Raw genomic sequence first — 20110 nt, 5'->3', positions numbered from 1 at the left:
TTAAATAACCAGCTTTTATGGTGGCAATTGTTTTTCAATTGCCTTAAAAGGGAATCCGGTGCAAATCCGGAGCGGTCCCGCCACTGTAACAAGGAGCCTTATGTCAAAAAGCCACTGTCTATTTAGAGACGGGAAGGCGGTATAAGGCAATGACTTGAAGCCAGGAGACCTGCCATAAATCGCAGCACACAATAACCTACGAGGATAGGGAGGTGTTTTGGCAGAATCAAAAATAAGATAAACAAGGGATACGTTTATCTGAATTTGTATTGAAGACAAGCACTTCTTTTTAGAAGTGCTTTTTTTTTGTATTAAAATAGAAGGTGGAAAAATCAATGATAAATAATAAAAAACTCGTATCTATGATATTTCTTGTGTTACTTTGCCTCACTGCTTGTGCTCCTAATGAAGAGAGCATAAGTATAAAAGAAAAAAAGAAAACGGATAAAAGTGTGACGTTTTTATTTAATTTTACATCTGCAACACTTGATCCTCATACGGATGATAATTATACAGCAGTTCGTGCGGGAGTAGGGGAGACGCTTGTTAAAATCAGCAATGATTTAAAAATAAAGCCCTGGCTTGCTGAAAAGTGGAAAACGGAAGATAACGGTCTTACGTGGACATTTACGATAAGAAAGAATATTACGTTTCAAAATGGTAAAGCACTAGATGCAAATGCCGTTAAGTCTTCTCTTCAAAGAACGATAGATCAAAGTTATGCGATGAAAAACGCTTTAAATATTAAAGAAATGAAAGCGAACGGTCATGCGCTGACAATTACATTAAAAGAACCAATGCCTAAATTTCCTTCTGAGTTAGTACATCCAAACACAGCTATTATAGATGTTGATGTTTCTAATATAGCTAAGAAGCCTATTGGCACAGGTCCATTTCAAGTTTTGACTTTCGATCAAGGAAATCAAGTGAAGTTAGAAAGATATGAACATTATTGGAATGGGAAAGTAAAATTAAAAAATGCGATCTTTGCATTTAACGAAGATGCTAATGCGCGCGTTGCGGCTCTTCAGTCCGGAACAGCGGATATTATTTATCGCCCGCCTTTAGAAAGTTTGGGCACTTTACAAACAGATCCGTCTTTTAAGGTAAGTGGAGTACCCAGTGTGCGTACACATTTATTACTTTATAATCAAACCAATGACGCATTAAAAGACGAAAATGTAAGAAAAGCTATCGATACCTTACTGAACCGAAAAGAAATTGTCAGCAGCATCATGAACAATCAAGCGGCAGCAGCTCGAGGTCCATTTTTACCTCAATTTCCTTTTGCTGATAATAATGCTAATGAGCAAAGAGGTATGCCATCTGCTAAAAAATATTTAGAGAAAGCAGGCTATCAAATCAAAAATGACAAACCAATGAAAAATGGAAAGCCACTATCGCTCTCTCTTGTCACATACAGCTCTCTACCAGAACTTCCTTTGATTGCTCAGCTTATACAGTCTAATGCCAAAGAGTTAGGAATTACTATTAAGATTCATCTCGTTGAGGACAGCGATGAATATGTAATGGCAAAAGACGATTGGGATTTAGCACTGTACAGTCTTATCACTGCACCTAGAGGAGATGCAAGCTATTATTTAAGTACGAACTATTTGCCGGGCGGTGGTTTAAATGCCAGCCGGATTGATGACGATAAGCTAACAAAAATGATAGAACAGTTAAATTCAACAGTAGATGACGCAAAGCGAGATCAGTTAGCTAAGCAAGCAACCGCTTTGATTAATGAGGAAATGCTGACGTCATCGATTGTACATCCAAACATTGTTGTTGCTTATAATCAAAAAGTGAAAAACTGGACCACAAATCCAAGCGAGTATTATATGCTGACTCAGCATTTAGACGTAACGCCATAGTCAATCTTGTGTTGTTCCTATAGGAAAACGAGAAAGTATACAATGATAGATAAAAGGATGTGACAGTAAACGTGCAAGAAGTACAAACGTATCAAATTAAAGAAGTAAAAGAAAAGGATGCGGAAGTGATTCAGTTTGTCATGAATATGCGGAATGAGCTATTTCCTATGATGGAAAAAAATCAGCTTCCTGTGGATTTGCTTCATTTTAATAAATATTATGTTCAAGCGAAAGGCGCTGCTTTTTTTGCAGCTGTCACGGAAAATCAACAAGTAATTGGAACAATTGGTTTATACGCTTACGATGGAAGGTTTCATGCATTAAAAAAGCGATATGAACATAAAACTGCAGCCGAGATTGTAAAATGCTATGTCGATCCAGCATATCGGCGTCTAGGCATTGGACAGCAGCTGTTAAAGGCAGTGGAACAATTTGCTCAAAGTCATTTTTATGACACGTTGTATCTGCATACTCATCCTTTTTTACCGGGGGCTATTCCATTCTGGACTTCACAAGATTTTATCGAAAGGCTTGCTGAACAGGATGAGCCATGGAATACGCTGCACATGGACAGAAAAATACAACCGGTCGTAATGTAACGATATTATACAGTAATTACCATAGAATCTAGATAAGAGCTCATGCTATAATGAGCTTACTTACATTTATAGCCTGTAGGGCAAGTCCTTACAGAAAAGAACCACGTTTCGAATTGGCTGAAACGTGGTTTTTTTCTATGAAAAACAAATAACAAAATATTTTTAAAAATATATATGAAATCGCTTTCAAAATAATGAAATATATTATATAATTACTAGTGTTGTGTTGTACTTTGTTAGTGTTAAATCAATATCCTACATGTGTGAGCCGATTGCCTTATGGTAGTCGGCTTCCTTTTTTATGGTAGAGTCTAAAGGGAGATAGCATTCGTTAAAATGGCTGTAATTGTCATCACAATAGTTGTCCCAAAGGCCCACTTGAAAAGAAACTTTTGATGCTCCCCGAAATCTACTTCAACCAGCCCAATCAGAATGAAAGTAGCGGGTACTAAAGGAGATAGGGGAAACCCAGTTGTGGAATGTCCCAATAAAGCTGCTCGTCCTATTTCTACAGGGTCTACACCAAAATTAGCTGCTGTATGGCTAATAACAGGTAAAATGCCAAAATAATAAGCATCAGGTGAAAATACAAAGCTAAGAGGAAGGCTCGTTATTGCTACAACTAAGGGAAGGTGAGAGCCCAGCCATTCAGGAGTGAGGCTGACAATGGTATTAGCCATGGCATCCATCATTTTTGTTTCTGTAAAAACGCCTGTAAAGATTCCGGCTGCAAAAACCAACGTACTAACCATTACAAAGCTGTTTGCATGACTTAAGATTCTTTCCTGCTGTTCTTTTGGATGAGGAAAATTAACAAATAAAGCAATGGCAAAAGCAATAGCAAATAAAATTGGAATAGGGAGTATGTCTATGATCAAGAGAGTCATTAAGCACAGTGTCAATAAGGCATTAAACCAAAAGAGTCTAGGTGGCTTCCCAGGGGTCTCATGAACTGAAAGCTGTTCAGCAAATGCCATTGATGCACCTTTTAAATGAATAGTTCCTAAGCGCGCTTTTTCTCTCTTTCCGAGTAGATATGCTGAAAATAAAGTCCACATCAATCCCGCTGCCATAGCTGGAATAAGAGGATTAAATAGATCTGATACTTCTAATTGCAAACTTGCTGCGGCTCTTACGAGAGGACCTCCCCAAGGAATCATATTCATAACACCTGCGCTTAAACTAATAACACAAGCCAGTATTAGTCGGTTCATTCCCAGTTTTGTGTACAAAGGAAGCAAGGCGGAAACTGTAATTAAAAATGTAGAAGAGCCGTCTCCGTCCAAGCCAACAAGCATTGTAATAACGGCAGTTGCCATTACGACTTTTAAAGGATCGCCTTTCACAATGTTTAGGATACGAGAAATCATAGGATCAAATAAACCGACGTCAATCATTAGTCCAAAATATAAAATAGCAAAAACGATCATAATGGCCGTAGGAGCTACTTTTAAAATACCATTCATCATCATATCGCCCATATCAGCACTAAAACCTCCAATTATACCAAAGAGGATAGCGACAAAAATAAAAGCAACAACCACGGACAAGCGTTTACTGATGACAAGAAATAGAAAAGTCGCAATCATTCCAAACCCTAACAAAGAAAGCATTATCCATCACCTCTTAAAAAGTTAGAAAATTCTATTAATTTTCATTATAGCATTAGAATTACTGTTAAAGTTTGGTATTTTTAAATAAGATAGCTTCAAACTAAAACTAAAAGCTAAAAAAGCCGCCTTATAGGCGACTGGTTTAAGCTAGGTCAGCTGTTATGGACTGCTTTTGAAGGTGATCAGACAGCAGGCTGTAAGCAATAATTTTCTTTTTATACTGTTTTACGACATCGACATGATCATCATAACTGTATAAGCATAATCGAACATCTTTTTTTCCTTTTTTCGTATCGATAACCAGTGGAGTTTCACTGTCTTCTAGGTGTTTATAATAGTCCTTATTTCCTTCATGGACATAATATTGTTTTAAAAAGGTTGCTTTATTAAAATAATCAATCACTTGCATTTTGTCTTTGCCTTCTAAATGTTTCCCATCAACTGTGACAGTAACGTTTTGGTCATCAAGTGTTGGGTGTAATTGAAATTTAGTCATAAGCCATTTGACCACTGGAGTTGGAAGACACGTTATTAATATTTTGAGTGCACTTACAAGAATGATGGAAAGTAATACAATCCATGTCATAGTTAATCATCTCCGCTATAGTTTAAATGAAATAAGATTACATACTTATTTTACCACAGAGAACATGATTGCTTTTTGTACATTATGTGAACCTTCCTCAGTGAAAAGATGTATATGAAATGCGTTTATTTATGCACATTTAGGGAAATATAAAATTATAACAAATACTACATATAAAAAAAGGAGAAAAAATTATGTTGTGGACGATTATTGGACTTTTATTTATTTTTTGGTTATTAGGATTAGTTTTTCATATTGGCGGCGGCATCATTCACATTCTTCTTGTCATTGCAGTGATTGTGCTAATCGTAAAACTTGTGAAACGAATTTAGATATAAAAGGCCTTTCCTTAGGGAAAGGCCTTTTATGTGGAGAGATTATAAAAACAAGACGTATTTTGATATAAACAATCATATGCTTCCGTTCCAGAAACTCCTTTGAGACGTGCTATTTCCTCAACGGACTGATGTATCATTGATGGAACCGTTATCTGGTTTTGAAAAGGTCCTTCAAATGGCCACGGACCATCTGTTTCGACCATCAAGTAATCAAGAGGGTATTCCATGGCAAGCGCTTGGATTTTAGGCTTATATACAATATCAGGTGTAACTGAAATATAGTAACCGTTGTTTTTCATTCGTTCAACGGTTTTTTTAGCTCCTTTGAACCAGTGGAAGTGAGCTTTAGACACGGAATGTTTTTCTAGTAATTCACACACAATTTCAGCGTCTTCATATACAGCGTGAAGAATTAACGGTTTTCCCCATTTTTTTGAATGAATAATAAAAGCTTCAAGCAGCTCCAAATAGGGATCTAGAGAAAGAGTATAGGTCTGACTTAAGTAATAAGGTAGACCTACCTCACCAACAGCTATCATTTCTTCATTGTTTCGATCAATCCAGGCAAACAGCTCCGCTAATTCATTTGAAGAAGGCAGCATTTGTTCAGGATGAAATCCGTAGGCGGGTTTCACACAAGAATACAATTGGCTGATTTTTTGATTAAGTTGGCAAGACTGTAATGTGGAAGATACAGAAATAAGCGCTTGTAACGAAGGATCCTTCTCTACTATGTCTTTCCAGCTTTTCGGTTCATATTGATCGAGGTGAATATGAGCGTCAATGATTTGTTTCATAAATATCGCTCGCTCCTTTCAGCCCAATTTGTTTAGAAATAATACGTAAGAGAATGTATGATTCTGTTAGGCCTCCATTTTATTTCTTATTTGTTTTTTGTTCCCCCATTTAGCAATAGATGAAAACGTATAAACAATAAGAGCTAACCAAATAAAACTAAAAGCAATAACATGAGCTTTTGTTAGCGATTCATGGTACAGAATCACTCCTGCTAGCAGAGATAATGTTGGTGAAATATATTGAAGAATACCAAGCATTGATAATGATACTTTTTTAGCACTTTTTGTGAATAATAAGAGTGGTAAAGCTGTGACCATTCCACTTCCCATTAATAAAAGACTTGTTGAAAAAGAATCAAAAAACTGCAAGTGTGATTGAAACGTGAGGTAGCTTATATATGCTAATGCAATAGGGGAGATGACCATCGTTTCAAGAGTTAATCCGATTGTTGAGTCAGCTTTAATCTTTTTCTTTGTCAAACCATATAATCCGAAAGTAAGAGCTAAACTAAGCGAAATCCAAGGAACCACACCATAATGAAGACTGAGTGTTAATACCCCGATCGCTGCTAGTATAAATGCAAAAATTTGAGCCCCGCTTAATCTCTCTTTTAAGACAATAACACCTAATAAAACACTTGTTAGGGGGTTAATATATTGTCCAAGGCTCGCTTCTACTATTTTTCCATCAATGACAGCCCACATAAAAATGCCCCAATTTGCACTAATAAGTACAGACGCAGTAAAAAGGGACCAGAATAAGGATGGTTTTTTCATTATTTCTTTTACAAACGTAATGTATGTACACCATTTCTTTGTGATCAATAAAAGAATAAGCATAAAAATAAAAGACCAAAAAACGCGCTGAGCTAAAATCTCCCCTGGTGCTACGTGGTGAACCAGCTTCCAATAAATTGGCGTGAGCCCCCACATAAGATAAGAAAGGACTGCATACGTTACACCATCTTTGTCATGATTTAAGTTCATTTAAAACCTTCCTTCTAACATGAGATAAATTTGGTAATAAGAGTCATAGATTAACATAAAAAAGCAGCATAAACGATTATATCACAGAGAAAAACGATTCTTCACATGTTGAATGGCTCAAAAAAGCGCTATGCGCAAGGTTATTGCTTTTCCATGTCTAAAATAAAGTCAAATTGTGTGTTTCTAACAAGGTAAGTGCTTACACAAGTGTGCATGATAAGCGCTCCTTCAGCTTTTATTCAAGTGGTTATGAAAAACAGTTGATTTCCCTATTAGAAACTGTCAAGCTTAAGGAAGAAAAAAATCTTAGAGGAAAGAATATATAGGTGACGAATATGATCGAAATAAAAGCGTCTGCGATAAGCGACGGAGAATTTAATAGAGGTGTATTTGCTAAGCAAGATATTAAAAAAGGAACGCTTATTCACGAAGCTCCTGTTATCGCTTATCCTAATAAAGAGCATGATTTTATTGAGAAAACAACACTAGCGGATTATGCTTTTGAATATGGAGTGAATCATACGGCTATTCTTTTGGGATACGGTATGCTGTTTAATCACTCGTATACACCCAATGCTACGTATGAAATTAATTTTGACAATCATACCTTTGATTTTTATGCATATACGGATATCCAAGCAGGAGAAGAAATTCTCATCAACTATAATGGAGATGAAGATGATCAAGAGCTCCTTTGGTTTGATCGTGAAGATGAAGAAGAACAAAAGTAAAAAGGTAAGCCCATCGAAAATCGATGGGCTTTTTATTATGCTTTTTTATCTGGATACATAGTCGAATTCAAACGGATGAATTGGTAAATATGCGTAATAATAACTTTTAAAACGGCATATCCAGGGACGGCTAAAATGATACCGATGATTCCGAATAAGTTTCCGGCGGTTAGAATGACAAAAATGACTGTAATCGGGTGAATGTCTAGGCTTCTTCCCATAATTTGCGGAGATATTACTTTACCTTCAAGCAATTGAACAACTGCCCAGACAATGGCTAGTTTTACAAGCATGAAAGGAGAGGTAATAAACGCAATAATAATGGCTGGGATAATGGCGATAATAGGACCAAGGTAAGGCACAACGTTGGTTACCATGGCGATAATCGCTAGAAGTAATGCATAATCTAACCCAATAATCAGATAGCCAATGAAAAGCAGTACACCTATACAAATCGCAACAAAAATTTGCCCGCGAATATATGCGCTTAATGCGTGGTTCATGTCGGCTAAAATGAATTTAGCTTCAGAACGAGAGCGGTTTGGAAGCAGTTTTACAATGTAATTAGGTAAATTTTTCCCATCTTTTAATAAGTAAAAAAGAATAAAGGGTAAAACGGCAACCGATAATATAATTTCTGTAATGGTGCCGACAAAATTCACAATACCGCTTGAAAATCCAGAAACATATTTACTCAAGTGTTTTGATGCATCTTTTGAAATCTTATCTAGGTCCGTGTTAGCCGACTGAAGACCTTGTTCGACATATCGGTTATTCGAAAGGTTCGTCACCGCATGCTGAACGTCATGCGTCAGCTCTGGGATATTATCAATAAGACGGTCAACTTGATTTTTTAGAGGCGGAATAACCGATGAAATAATAATGGCTAATGCGCCGATAATCACTATGTATAAAACAAGAATGGAAATAATTCGTTTTACACCTTTTCGTTCTAAAAAGTCAACAAGCGGATTAAATAAATAAAAGCAAATTCCTGCTAAGATAATCGGCAGTGCGATTGTTTTAATAAAAATAGAGATAGGAATTAAAATAAATCCGATTTTTGATAACGAAAAAATAGTCATGCTGAGAATAAAAATAATAATTGTATATACAACAAATTTATTATTTAAGATTTTTTCTCGGAAAAAAGTTCCTTTCTGAGGTCTAGGTTCCAAGCTGTTCAACTCCTTTTAAAAATAAATGTATAGTTATCATACCCTGATTTAGACTAATTTAAGAGGGTTTTTTACAAAGAAGTGTGCATACTAGTAGAAAATCTTCTAGAAAGAAGGGGTGAAATCATTGAAAAAAGACAAACAACCATCGTATGATGATTTCTCTACAGTAGAAAAAAGCCATGAGTATATAACCGCTGAAGAATTTCCAGACGGTCCTTTCGGTTCTCCTGTTAATCAAAAACTGGGGAAATCTACTTCATGGGAAGAAGGGCAGCGAACGTATAGCGCATTTAATTATGAAAACAAAAATCTTCATGAAAAAGCGCAAAGATTATTTCCGGGCGCTCATCCTGTACATGATAACCCAGAGGAACATGAACAAAATCCAAGTTAATGTCTTTATTATGCTCTGAATATATTGCCCTATCTTTTTGCTGAATTTTGTTGACAATAAGCAATTTAGCCTGTAATATAAAACGTAACTTATCACTGTTTCTACAGGATTCGACAAAATTTGATTTACTTAAACTTGTGATCTCAACTTCTATTTACAGCTATTAGAGCGCTGTAAGTAGAAGTTTTATTTATGTTATCGATAAAAAAAGAAAAAAGCAGGTCTGCTCAAGCAGGCCTGCTTTTTTTATTATTGAACAGCGTCAAATTTATTTACTTTCCACTGAGAATTAGATTTATAGAATGTGACAGTGCGTTTTACGCTGCCGCCATCTACAGTTGGAACTGTGAATTCATAAGAGCGAACTGTTGCTGTCTGATACACAAGCTTTGTTTTTGCTTTTGACCACTCTAACATGCTGAATCCGTCGCCGATTGGATGTGCAAGTTTGCCGTTATATGTGATATAGCCGTAATTTGTTAATCCTTTTTCTACTGCACTATTTGTAAATGTCTCAGATAAGTAGCTTGATAGCTCAGCTTTTGTATCAAATTCAGGGCAAAGATACACGTAATCAGTTCCTTTATATTCAAATGTACGTTCTGTACATGGTTTGTTTTTATAACCGTGCAGAGCACTCCAGAAATGATTGCTGGCACTAGCTGCAATTTTGACAGCATTTGCATCCGTTAGTGTTGTAGATGTTGTTTGTGCTGTAACTCCAGTGCTTAGTGTAAAGAAAATAGCGATTGATGATAAAACTAGTCCAATTTTTTTCATTTCTAACTCACTCCTAATTAATTAACCTTATTTATGTAACAATTATGTGTTTTATATTTCTTTTGTTACATTTATATTACAATAAATCTGTAATAAAAGAAAGTGTTTTGTCTTTTTTTCTTAAATTTTTTTAGTTTTTTACTAGTTTCTAAACTAGACATAGTAAGAGAATTACCAGTTAAATGTTGATTTATCAACGTTTTCAGGCGTTTCTCTCTACTTTTTAATCTTTTTGTTACAAAAAGATTGTTTGTAACAAAAATGTAATAAAAGAAGCTTAATACCTTTACGATACAGAAAAATAAAGATAAAACGGTGAAAAAGTGAATATGAAAACTGTTTTTTTCCTTTTTTTAGGCATATTTCTTTTTCCATTTACAGCTTTTTAGTAGGGTAGATTAAGAGGAGGCGAAATGATGAAAGGCATTATACATAGTGAAAAAAGTGGAATAGCAGGCATGAAGTACAGAGATCTTCAGGAGGTGCACCCTCAAAGAGGAGAAGTAAAAGTAAGACTAAAAACAGCAGGTTTAAACCGGAGAGATTTATTCGTTATGAATAATCGAGGCAAAGGAGATAAGCCGTTTATCCCCGGTTCAGACGGTGCAGGCATTATAGAAGAATTGGGAGAAAGCGTAAAAGGTTTAAAAAAAGGAATGGAAGTAATTATTAATCCAAGTCTAGAGTGGGATTGTGTAGAACACGTTCCACTTAGACCTGAAATTTTAGGCGGTCCATCACATGGAACATTTGCAGAGTATGTAATCATACAAGCGAATAACGTTGTACAAAAGCCATCTTATCTATCTTGGAAACAGGCGGGAGTTCTTTCATTATCCGCTTTAACTGCTTATAGAGCTCTATTTACAAAAGGCCAATTAAAAAAAGGAGAGCACCTCCTTATTCCCGGTATAGGAAGCGGAGTCGCGACCTATGGATTGTTATTCGCAAAAGCTATCGGAGCTAACGTAACAGTCACTTCTAGAAGTGGTGAAAAAAGAAAGCAAGCTCTAAAGCATGGAGCGAATTATGCATTAGATAGCGGAAGCATCCTAAAAGAAGAAACCAACAATAGAAAAGTAGACATCATACTTGATAGTGTGGGGGCAGCTTTATTTCCTGCTTATTTTGAAATATTAAAGCCAAATGGAAGAATTGTTAACTTTGGTGCAAGTTCTGGAAATGAAGTTGAATTACCTCTGAGAACCATTTTTTATCCTCAATTCAACATACTTGGTACGTCTATGGGAAGTCAGGAAGAATTCGTGGACATGATGGATTTTATAGAGAAATATCAAATTAAACCAATCGTCGATCGATTCTATCCGCTGTCAGAGGCAGTTGCAGCTTGCGAACGATTAGATAAAGGGAAACAATTTGGCAACATAGGTTTACTTATTTCGGAATAAAAAAACCCCCAGCGCTAACTGGGGACTTTTTTATATAATCAAACGTTTGTTTAAATGAAAGAAACACGGTAATAACAGCTTTTTAGCGCTTTTTTATCATAACCACCAAGCCAATAAAAAAGTAACAAACCCTCCTAGTATCAAAAATCCCATGCTGTATTTGAGCGTGTATTTAAACAGTTCACCTTCTTTTCCAGCCAGTCCCACTGCTCCGGCAGCGACGGCAATTGATTGAGGAGAAAGCATTTTAGCCATCACGCCGCCGGCAGTATTGGCCGCTACGAGAATAACTGGCAAGACATTAATTTGCTGAGCTGTAGTTAGCTGCAAGTTGCCGAACAGCGCATTATTTGATACGACAGACCCCGTTAGAAATACGCCGATCCAGCCAAGAAATGGAGATAAAAATGGAAAATAAGCAGCTGATGTAGCAAGCGCCAATCCAAGTGTAGAAGACTGTCCTGAATAATTTGAAATAAAAGCAAAAGCAATGACCATCATAATAGTAATAATAGGTCTTGATAATTCTTTTACGGTTTCTAAAAGAGTGGTCCATGCCACTTTTGGCGATACGTTAAGCAAGAAAACTGAAAGGATACAAGCAATAAGAATTGCTGTACCTGTTGCTGCAAATACGTCTATTTTTAAGACAGCAGCGTAAGGCGTAGGATCTTTTACTAAAGGCGCTGCTTTAATTACGTGATTGTGTAAAAATGGGACGTTAATAAGCAGGTTCATATGTTCAAGCATTATTTTGACAAAAGAAATGCTCCAAGCCGTAACGAGTATCGTTAATAGAATAAAAGGAGACCAAGCCTTTAAAATCTGTTTTGGTGACAGGCTGAAGCTTTTAGCTGCTGCCGGGCTTGTTCGTTTAATATAAAAAGCAAGAGCAAGCAAACTCACAATAGAAGATGTGATATTTGGAAGTTCAGGGCCGATGTATGTAACAGTTAAATACTGTGTCAGTGCATAGGAAACGGCTGTGATGCTCGTTGCTTTCCATACGTCTTTTAATCCTTTTATCCCATCCATAATAAAGACAAGTAAAAAAGGAATAAGAAAAGAAATAATTGGAAGCTGCGTGCCGAGAAAATGAGCAATTTCTTTTGGATCTATGCCAGATACTTGTCCTGCGACAATAACAGGAATCCCCATGGCACCAAACGCTCCTGAAGCTGTATTAGCAATTAAACATAGCGCCGCTGCTTTTAACGGTTTGAACCCAAGTCCAACTAAAAGCGCTGCTGTAATGGCAATTGGAGCCCCAAATCCCGCTGCCCCTTCTAAAAAAGCATTAAAGGAAAAAGCAACAAGCAGCATTTGCAAGCGGGGGTCATCGGTTATTGAAATAATAGATTGTCTGATGGTAGTAAACTGTCCGCTTTTGACAGTTAGCTTGTATAAGAACACCGCTCCGATAATAATATAGCTGATGGGCCAAAGTGCATACAGAAACCCATAGCCTGTGGCTCCTAAAACCATTGAGGCAGGCATATCATAAAAATAAATAGCAATAATCATAGAAAGAAGCACCGTAATACCGGCAGCAATATGTCCTTTTAATTTCAAAAGAGTTAAAGCAATAAAGAAAAAGATAATGGGGATGAGTGCAATTAGTGCAGAAAGCCAAATATTATCTAACGGATTATATACCTGAGTCCACGTCATATTCATACACCTCTACTACATATTTAAAACAAGGGAGCGGGGGAGTCCCCCGCAAAAATCTTTAGATGTTACACAAAAGCTCTGTCGCGAGTTTGCTTAAGAATGCTAGCAGAGTGCTCGAGCTGTTGCTGTTCGTGAGGAGTTAAATTCAATTCAATAATTTGACGCACGCCGTTTTTATTAATGATAGCTGGTACGCCGATATACACATCAGAAATACCGTATTGTCCTTCTAATAAAGCAGATACTGTTAAAATAGAATTTTCATCATCTAAAATAGCCTTGGTAATGCGTACAAGCCCCATTGCAATTCCGTAATAAGTCGCTCCTTTTCGATTAATAATATGGTAAGCCGCATCGCGGGTTTGTTCGAATAGATGCTGCATATCGGGTTCTTTTTCAATAGCGGCAGTATTGATAAAATGTTCGAGCTTCACACCGCCAATTTGCGCGTGGCTCCAAACAGGAAATTCCGTATCTCCATGTTCCCCCATAATATAAGCGTGGACGTTGCGAGAATCTACTTCGAAATAGTCGCTTAACAAGTAGCGGAAGCGAGCTGTGTCAAGGATCGTTCCTGAACCAATTACCCGTTCGTTTGGTAATCCTGATACTTTTTGTGTAACGTGTGCGAGAATATCAACTGGATTTGTTGCCACTAAAATGATGCCGTCAAATCCGCTGTTCATAATATCTTTTACGATGCATTCAAAAATTTTAACGTTTTTTTCAACTAGATCTAAGCGTGTTTCCCCTGGAGCTTGATTAGCGCCCGCTGTAATAACTACTAAATCAGCATCAGCACAGTCTTTATAATCTCCAGCCCAGATTTTCATCGGTGTGGCAAATGGCATTCCATGATTGATATCGCGTGCTTCACCTTCTGCTTTTTCTTTGTTCATATCGATTAACACTAATTCATTGGCAATACCTTGATTCACCATTGAAAAAGCGTAGCTTGAGCCAACAAAACCAGTTCCGATAACGGCAACTTTTCGTGTTTTTGGTGTAAATTGTGTTTTCATTTGTATCATCCTTTGAATTTTATTTTGTGATGTTTTTCACAATGTTAGTGTAACAAGAATAAATACCCTCGGCTGTGATAAAAATCACACCCTTAAAAAATAGTAAACAATTTTACAGGGCGATTTAAAAAAATGTCCTTCTACATGAAGTGCCACATTTAGAAAGATCTTAAACGTTTAAAGTGTTGAGTAAAGGCAACTTGTTTTGCAGAAAGCTAAAGAGTTTAACATTCTCTATTTGTATGTTAGCAGCCAATAATGTTTCTATAGACCCACACGAAATCCATTTGTTACACTAAGTTTGCTTATTTTGAATAAAGGAGTGGAAGGGATGGAGAATTACTATGAGCAAGCCCAAAAAGGCGCTTGGGTTAGTATCTTATCATATATCTTTTTATCGACATGTAAACTTATCATTGCGGGTATCACCGCTTCCTCTGCATTAAAAGCCGACGGTCTTAATAATGTTACAGATATTATTGCATCAATTGCCGTCTTAATCGGCTTAAAGATTTCTAAAAAACCTCGCGATAATGATCACCCCTATGGACATTCCAGAGCGGAACATATCTCTTCACTTATTGCTTCTTTTATCATGATGGTCATCGGACTAGAAGTATTGGTCGATGCGGGTCAGTCATTATTTATGGACAAATCTGAAGCGCCTAATTTACTGGCTGCTTGGGTAGGTCTTGGAGCGGCTGCTGTTATGGGTGGTGTCTACCGATATAATATTAAGCTTGCTAAAAAACTTGATAGCCAGTCTTTATATGCGGTTGCTAAAGATAATTTGTCTGATGCACTTGTGAGTATAGGGGCTGTTGTGGGGATTTTTGGTTCACAGTTCGGTCTGCCCTGGCTGGATGTGGTAGCTGCTTTTGCTGTGGGAATTATTATTTGTAAAACAGCCATCGAAATTTTTAAAGAAGCGGCTCATTCCTTAACGGACGGATTTGATGAAGAAAAGTTAGGGCACTACAAAGAAAGCATCGAGCTTGTAGATGGTGTAAAAGAAGTAGAAGATGTGAAAGCGCGTAAGCTTGGTAACCAAGTCGTGATCGATGTAACTGTTAAAGTAGATCCCCATTTAAATGTTATCAAAAGCCATGAAATTGCTGATCAAATTGAACATATGATGAACGATGAGCATCAAATTAAAGATACGCTTGTTCATATTGAACCTGATGCATACGAAAAGCAAAAATAAAACCAGCACGTTCTTTCGTTATGAAAGGATGGGCTGGTTTTATTTTTGGGGAAATTTGAAATAATTCACAAAAACTTCTTCAAAAATGAAAATGAAAAGCCGTTATTAGTAATATAAAGATTTTTGTAGAAGGGTGAGGGAATGAAGAGGTTAAGTGCAAAGCTCGTAGTATTTTTTAGTATTTTTATAGCTAGTTTATTATTAGTTGTTTCAGGGACTGTTTATCAATTTACCAAAACACAAATAGAAAAAGATGTAGAAGTTCAGTCTCAAAGTCAAGTGAAAGAGTTAAAAGAAACGATTCATACGTACTTAGACATGTATAGTCGTTCTTTGCTGACGTACAGTGAGAACGATGTAATCGTTAATTTTGTTAAGCAAGAAGGAAATGAAACAAATCAAGAGAAAAATCCTTATTTTACATGGAATACGGTTCAAAAAGAGTTTACGCAGTTTAAAGAAAAATATCCGAACCTGGCACTTGAATACATAGGCACAAAAAATAAAGGAATGTATTCTGTTCCTAAGCAAGAGTACGGATCAGATTATGACCCGACTTCAAGAGTTTGGTACAAACAAGCAATGGCATTACCTGATCAAGTAATTTATACGGATCCATATGAAGATGCAGCAACAAAAAAGACGGTTGTGACGATTGCAAAGGCTATTTTAGATCCAGATACTAAAAAGGTGCTGGGCGTTATAGCTACTGATTTAGACTTAGATGCATTAAAAAACATTGTAGGTAAAGCAGAAGTAAATCACGGTGGATATGCATTTTTATTTGATCAAAATGGCACAGCGCTCGTCCATCCAACAGAAGCTGGAAAAAATTTAATGAATCAGCCATTTATGAAAAAAATGTACGAAGCAGACCGAAATAGAGATTTCATGAAGTATACCTTTCAAGGTGAAGAGAGAGTGATGGCATATGATACTCTCGAAGGAACGAATTGGAAGATAGGAAATGCCTTTATTTATAATGAAATGCTCTCAAGCGCTCATCATTTACTGACTGTTATTGTCTGGATTGCGTTAATTGGCATCTTATTATCAGTGGTGTTAACCATCTTTTTCTCAAGAATCATTACTAATCCGATTCGCCGCTTGAAAAACGAAGTAGCCAAAGTAACAGCTGGCGATTTAACGGTTCAGGTGAAGACGAAGTCAAAAGATGAAATTGGTGAGCTTACTCATTTATTTAATGATATGGTAGCCAAAATGAAAACATTGATTGGCACGGTTCAGACGTCTGTTGAGACAGTAAAAACGTCTGTTGAAGACTTGAGTGCCGTATCTGAAGAAGCCACTGCATCCAGTGAGGAAATCGGCCGGGCTATCCATGAAATTGCCAGCGGCGCCACGCAGCAAGCTTCTGACGCTGACTCTACTAATCACAAAACGATGAGTTTATCTTCGCAAATTGAAGAAGTCATTGAACAAAATGCCCAGATTAATAAAATGACGATTGAAGCTGTAACCATCAATGAAAAAGGTTTAAAACAAATGAAGCTGCTTCGCAACCAAACCACTGAATCGTCTCAAACGATTCATGCTGTTCAAGCTGTAATGGAAGAGTTAACAAATAAGATGAAAAAAATTGAATCTATTATTTTTACCATTAATAGTATTTCAGATCAGACAAATTTACTTGCATTAAATGCTAGTATTGAAGCAGCTCGTGCAGGAGAACATGGCAAAGGATTTGCGGTAGTAGCTGAAGAAGTGCGAAAACTCGCTGAACAGTCCTCTCAGGCCACTGAACAAGTTCGCCATACGATTGCAGCGATTCAAGGGGAAGTCGCTGCTGCGCGTGAAGAATGCAACCGTACAGAAGAGCTTTCAAAGTCTCAGGACTTTGTGGTAGGAGATACAGAACGAGCTTTTCATGAAATTGCAACTACAATTGAACAAGTGGCGGCGGCTGTCGAACATGTGACAAGCAGCATGGACAGTATCGATGAGCATAAGGAAGACGTGGTAGCGGCCATTCAAAGTATAGCAGCTATCGCACAGCAATCAGCAGCGGGAACTGAAGAAATTACCGCTTCTACAGAAGAACAAATTAGAGCTATTTCTACTGTTTCTCAATCGGCTGAACATCTGCAAGAGATTAGTGAAGAATTAGCGAACTTGATTCGTCAATTTAAAATTAAATAAAAAAGAGCGCCAATAACATATTGGCGCTCTTTTTTATTCAATAGGAAAACAAGTTGCTATACGGTAAAAAAACCTGCTGATCTGTAGGTGCAACAGCTGATACGCGCTGATGAGTAAATGGATGTATAAAAGAAAGCTTAATGGCGTGTAAAGCTTGCTGCTGTTCTTTTAATCTCTTTCCTCCATAAAGCGTATCACCAAGTAATGGATGGTCAATGTGACTCATATGAACACGAATTTGGTGAGTGCGTCCGGTCTCTAGCGAAAGTTCAATAAGCGTTTCATTTTTTGCCGTATTACGCTTCAACACCCGGTAAGATGTTTTGGCAGCTTGTCCCGTTCTAGATACTCTTCTTCTTGTAGCGTGATGACGATCGCGTCCAATGGGTTCATTAACGATTCCTTCTTCTTTTTTTATGATTCCTTGGACGAGGGCAATATAAGTACGGTTAATTTTACGTTCAGCCAGCAGCTGATCAAACACAGAGCTTGCTACAAAATGCTTCGTGAACAAGATAGCACCTGATGTATCGCTGTCCAAACGGTGAACGTGTCTAGGCTTTGTTTTGAGGCCTATTTTTTGAAAATAAGCAGCTACAGCATTTAAAAGAGTTTTTTGATCTTGCTCTGATGAAGGATGAGTATCTAGGTTTATTGGTTTGTTTACGATTAGTACGTGCTCATCTTCAAACAAAATCTCTATATCAACATTGTAAGGGGTGATTTCATTAGGCTCTGCTTCAAAAAAAGGAAGTGAAACTTTATCATGTTCCTTAAGAGTGTTTCTCCATGGTAAAGGCTCACCGTTTATAAGCACATTTTTATTCATTCGAAACTGATGCAGCGTTTTTTTAGGAATACGCCATTTCGTTTTTAAATAATCTTCAATTGTTTGCCCTGCATCATTTTTTGCGATTTTATCTTCTAGCCATTGGCCGTTTATACTCATATTTAATCCCTTCCTTACATACTAGTAAATATCCTTTAATCTTTTAAAAGAACTTGTAAATAATTAGGAGGAAATAACTACCTGAAGTTCTCGTTTTATGTTTATGTTATGCTAAATAAAGAGACATAAGTTAAGAGAAAAAAGGGGGGGTAACCATGAAAATTGCCCAAGCAGCTCCGCCAGAAATGGAGAATTACATAGAAGAGTTGACTGAACAGCTTCGCTATGACTTGTTACCTCGGTATGTATCTGTAGATAAGCTTAATCCTGATGAATTATTGAACCCAGATTATTGTACAGACCATTTATATAATGGCTTACTCGATGAAGCATTGCAAGTCATTAGTAGCCTTCAGACAATAATTGCCGTGATTGAAGCGATCCAACATCGGCCGATTGAAGAAAGCGACTGCGAGCAATTCGAAAAAAATATTGCAATTTTAAAAAAATACGGGTTTTTATTTCCTGTTTCCATTGAGTGTTTTGCAAAAGAAAACAATTTGATTACGTATTCGTATGAATCGTTTTATAATTCATACATAAATTGAAAGAAAAAAGCATGATTATCCCATGCTTTTTTTCTTTTTTTAATGAATTTCAGCTTTCAATTGGATAAAAAAAGAACTTGTGATATCGTTAAATTCGGATAAAGTTCTTATAGAAACATGAAATCAAATACTATTGCTTTTCATATAACAAATAAATTTCCAGATGTATAATGGACTGTAAATTATGTAAATCATACTAAATAATGTTATGATTAGACAGGTCGTATAAACGGAAGCATTTATCTTTCATAAGATTACAAAACGTTTCAATCTTATTACATATGTTTAAAATTAGCCTAAATGGTTTCTTTTTACGTCTATATCATATACAATGCCCCCTAGATGATTTTTTCGAATAGCTAGTAATCGTTTGGGATTATGAAAGGAGATTAATCATGAAAAAACTGATGTATACATTGCTCATTGGGTTAATTGCTGCAGCTTTAACAGCATGCGGTTCAAACGATGATGCAAAGCAATCAAAGAGTGATGATCAAAAAACTGCACAAACTGAGCAGCAAAAAGAGGCTCAGAAGAAGCAGGAAAAACAAGCAAAAGAAATGCAGAAAAAATTAGATAAACAGAAAGTAGACGACAAAAAAACCGTAGCGGTTGTAAACGGTAAAAAAGTTTCTGGTAAAGAGTATAATGTAGCTCTTGCTACATCACAAAATCAATATCAACAAATGGGACAAGACCCAACATCTAAAGAAGCAGCTAAACAAGTAAAGCAGCAAACAATTGACAATTTAGTAGGTCAAACGCTGCTATTGCAAGAAGCTGAAAACAAAGGCTATAAAGCAACTGATGAAGAAGTAAATAAAAAGTTAAAAGAAACGAAAAAGCAGTTCAAGACAGATAAACAGTTTAAAGCGGCTTTAAAAGATGCAGGACTAACTCAATCACAATTAAAGTCTGAGCTGGCTGACAGCATTAAATATCAGCAGTACGTAGATAAAGACATCCAAACACCAGAAGTAACAGATAAAGAAATTCAAGATTATTACGATCAATTTGCAAAACAAAGCCAAAGTCAAGCAAGCGGCGGTAAAGAACAATCTCAAATGCCAAAGCTTGAAGACGTAAAGCCTCAAATTAAGCAGCAGCTTGAACAACAAAAGAAACAAGAAGCATTACAGAAAAAAGTTGAAGAACTTAAGAAAAATGCAAAAGTTGAAGTGAAGCTTTAAATACAAATGAAACGGCCCTTTAAACGGCCGTTTTTTTGTTATGTACATTATTGCTTCTTGTCAGTAAA

The 20110-nt window shown here is 36.6% G+C and carries 19 protein-coding genes and 1 riboswitch; of the genes, 10 read left to right on the top strand and 9 right to left on the bottom strand.

What is annotated here, in order from left to right; genetic code table 11:
* Position 1: 1 nt before the first annotated feature.
* Positions 2 to 192: riboswitch (cobalamin riboswitch) on the top strand.
* Positions 193 to 335: 143 nt separating this feature from the next.
* Both nikA and AC1D0Y_RS23330 read left to right on the top strand, forming a co-directional pair.
* On the top strand, positions 336 to 1877 hold the full coding sequence (gene nikA, locus AC1D0Y_RS23335) for a nickel ABC transporter substrate-binding protein (RefSeq protein ID WP_098250138.1): 1542 nt from the start codon (positions 336 to 338) through the stop codon (positions 1875 to 1877).
* A 71-nt stretch (positions 1878 to 1948) separates the two neighbouring features.
* Positions 1949 to 2476: a GNAT family N-acetyltransferase gene (locus tag AC1D0Y_RS23330; protein ID WP_028410231.1), complete on the top strand. Its 528-nt coding sequence runs from the start codon at positions 1949 to 1951 to the stop codon at positions 2474 to 2476.
* 311 nt (positions 2477 to 2787) lie between these two features.
* Here AC1D0Y_RS23330 and AC1D0Y_RS23325 read toward each other — a convergent pair whose 3' ends face one another.
* Entirely contained in the window at positions 2788 to 4089 is a 1302-nt protein-coding gene (locus AC1D0Y_RS23325) for a CitMHS family transporter (protein ID WP_028410232.1), read from the bottom strand.
* Positions 4090 to 4231: 142 nt separating this feature from the next.
* Positions 4232 to 4675 (bottom strand): YfmQ family protein, encoded by a 444-nt coding sequence (locus AC1D0Y_RS23320; RefSeq protein WP_060745375.1) that lies wholly within the window; start codon positions 4673 to 4675, stop codon positions 4232 to 4234.
* A gap of 194 nt (positions 4676 to 4869) precedes the next feature.
* Between AC1D0Y_RS23320 and AC1D0Y_RS23315 the strand changes: the two genes are divergently transcribed.
* Positions 4870 to 5007: a lmo0937 family membrane protein gene (locus tag AC1D0Y_RS23315; protein WP_013055244.1), complete on the top strand. Its 138-nt coding sequence runs from the start codon at positions 4870 to 4872 to the stop codon at positions 5005 to 5007.
* Between the two features lie 32 nt (positions 5008 to 5039).
* On the opposite strand, the gene AC1D0Y_RS23310 is transcribed toward AC1D0Y_RS23315, so the two are convergent.
* Entirely contained in the window at positions 5040 to 5810 is a 771-nt protein-coding gene (locus AC1D0Y_RS23310; protein WP_098966486.1) for a TatD family hydrolase, read from the bottom strand.
* 66 nt (positions 5811 to 5876) lie between these two features.
* Positions 5877 to 6797, bottom strand: a complete 921-nt coding sequence (rarD, locus tag AC1D0Y_RS23305) for an EamA family transporter RarD (RefSeq protein WP_477707942.1) — start codon at positions 6795 to 6797, stop codon at positions 5877 to 5879.
* Positions 6798 to 7132: 335 nt separating this feature from the next.
* Here rarD and AC1D0Y_RS23300 point away from each other — a divergent pair, with 335 nt between their 5' ends.
* On the top strand, positions 7133 to 7528 hold the full coding sequence (locus tag AC1D0Y_RS23300; protein WP_025753011.1) for an SET domain-containing protein: 396 nt from the start codon (positions 7133 to 7135) through the stop codon (positions 7526 to 7528).
* A 35-nt stretch (positions 7529 to 7563) separates the two neighbouring features.
* On the opposite strand, the gene AC1D0Y_RS23295 is transcribed toward AC1D0Y_RS23300, so the two are convergent.
* Positions 7564 to 8706 carry an AI-2E family transporter gene (locus AC1D0Y_RS23295; RefSeq protein WP_013081622.1) on the bottom strand — a complete coding sequence of 381 codons (1143 nt, stop codon included), beginning with the start codon at positions 8704 to 8706 and terminating at the stop codon, positions 7564 to 7566.
* A 127-nt stretch (positions 8707 to 8833) separates the two neighbouring features.
* On the opposite strand from AC1D0Y_RS23295, the gene AC1D0Y_RS23290 reads away from it, so the two are divergent.
* Complete coding sequence (locus tag AC1D0Y_RS23290) at positions 8834 to 9103, top strand: hypothetical protein (RefSeq protein ID WP_028410236.1); 270 nt, start codon at positions 8834 to 8836, stop codon at positions 9101 to 9103.
* Positions 9104 to 9352: 249 nt separating this feature from the next.
* On the opposite strand, the gene AC1D0Y_RS23285 is transcribed toward AC1D0Y_RS23290, so the two are convergent.
* Entirely contained in the window at positions 9353 to 9883 is a 531-nt protein-coding gene (locus AC1D0Y_RS23285) for an IseA DL-endopeptidase inhibitor family protein (protein WP_028410237.1), read from the bottom strand.
* A gap of 416 nt (positions 9884 to 10299) precedes the next feature.
* On the opposite strand from AC1D0Y_RS23285, the gene AC1D0Y_RS23280 reads away from it, so the two are divergent.
* Positions 10300 to 11292, top strand: coding sequence for a zinc-binding dehydrogenase (locus tag AC1D0Y_RS23280; RefSeq protein WP_060745379.1), 993 nt, complete (start codon positions 10300 to 10302; stop codon positions 11290 to 11292).
* A gap of 96 nt (positions 11293 to 11388) precedes the next feature.
* Here AC1D0Y_RS23280 and AC1D0Y_RS23275 read toward each other — a convergent pair whose 3' ends face one another.
* Both AC1D0Y_RS23275 and AC1D0Y_RS23270 read right to left on the bottom strand, forming a co-directional pair.
* Positions 11389 to 12969, bottom strand: coding sequence for a lactate permease LctP family transporter (locus AC1D0Y_RS23275; protein ID WP_025753004.1), 1581 nt, complete (start codon positions 12967 to 12969; stop codon positions 11389 to 11391).
* Positions 12970 to 13031: 62 nt separating this feature from the next.
* The gene (locus AC1D0Y_RS23270; RefSeq protein WP_013081626.1) at positions 13032 to 13988 is read right to left on the bottom strand and encodes an L-lactate dehydrogenase; all 957 of its coding nucleotides are present in this window, start codon (positions 13986 to 13988) and stop codon (positions 13032 to 13034) included.
* 331 nt (positions 13989 to 14319) lie between these two features.
* Between AC1D0Y_RS23270 and AC1D0Y_RS23265 the strand changes: the two genes are divergently transcribed.
* A complete protein-coding gene (locus AC1D0Y_RS23265) occupies positions 14320 to 15195 on the top strand; it encodes a cation diffusion facilitator family transporter (RefSeq protein ID WP_028410239.1) in 876 nt (291 codons plus the stop codon).
* A 141-nt stretch (positions 15196 to 15336) separates the two neighbouring features.
* Positions 15337 to 17355, top strand: coding sequence for a methyl-accepting chemotaxis protein (locus AC1D0Y_RS23260; RefSeq protein WP_477707941.1), 2019 nt, complete (start codon positions 15337 to 15339; stop codon positions 17353 to 17355).
* 37 nt (positions 17356 to 17392) lie between these two features.
* Here AC1D0Y_RS23260 and AC1D0Y_RS23255 read toward each other — a convergent pair whose 3' ends face one another.
* A complete protein-coding gene (locus tag AC1D0Y_RS23255; protein ID WP_098332953.1) occupies positions 17393 to 18304 on the bottom strand; it encodes an RluA family pseudouridine synthase in 912 nt (303 codons plus the stop codon).
* A 155-nt stretch (positions 18305 to 18459) separates the two neighbouring features.
* Here AC1D0Y_RS23255 and AC1D0Y_RS23250 point away from each other — a divergent pair, with 155 nt between their 5' ends.
* Positions 18460 to 18852 carry a YhcU family protein gene (locus AC1D0Y_RS23250; protein WP_013081630.1) on the top strand — a complete coding sequence of 131 codons (393 nt, stop codon included), beginning with the start codon at positions 18460 to 18462 and terminating at the stop codon, positions 18850 to 18852.
* Positions 18853 to 19247: 395 nt separating this feature from the next.
* Positions 19248 to 20042, top strand: a complete 795-nt coding sequence (locus tag AC1D0Y_RS23245; RefSeq protein WP_028410243.1) for a SurA N-terminal domain-containing protein — start codon at positions 19248 to 19250, stop codon at positions 20040 to 20042.
* The last annotated feature ends 68 nt before the right edge of the window (positions 20043 to 20110 follow it).

It is taken from the genome of Priestia sp. P1_B12_1, from assembly GCF_056406695.1.
This window is presented reverse-complemented; position numbering and strand designations above follow the sequence as displayed.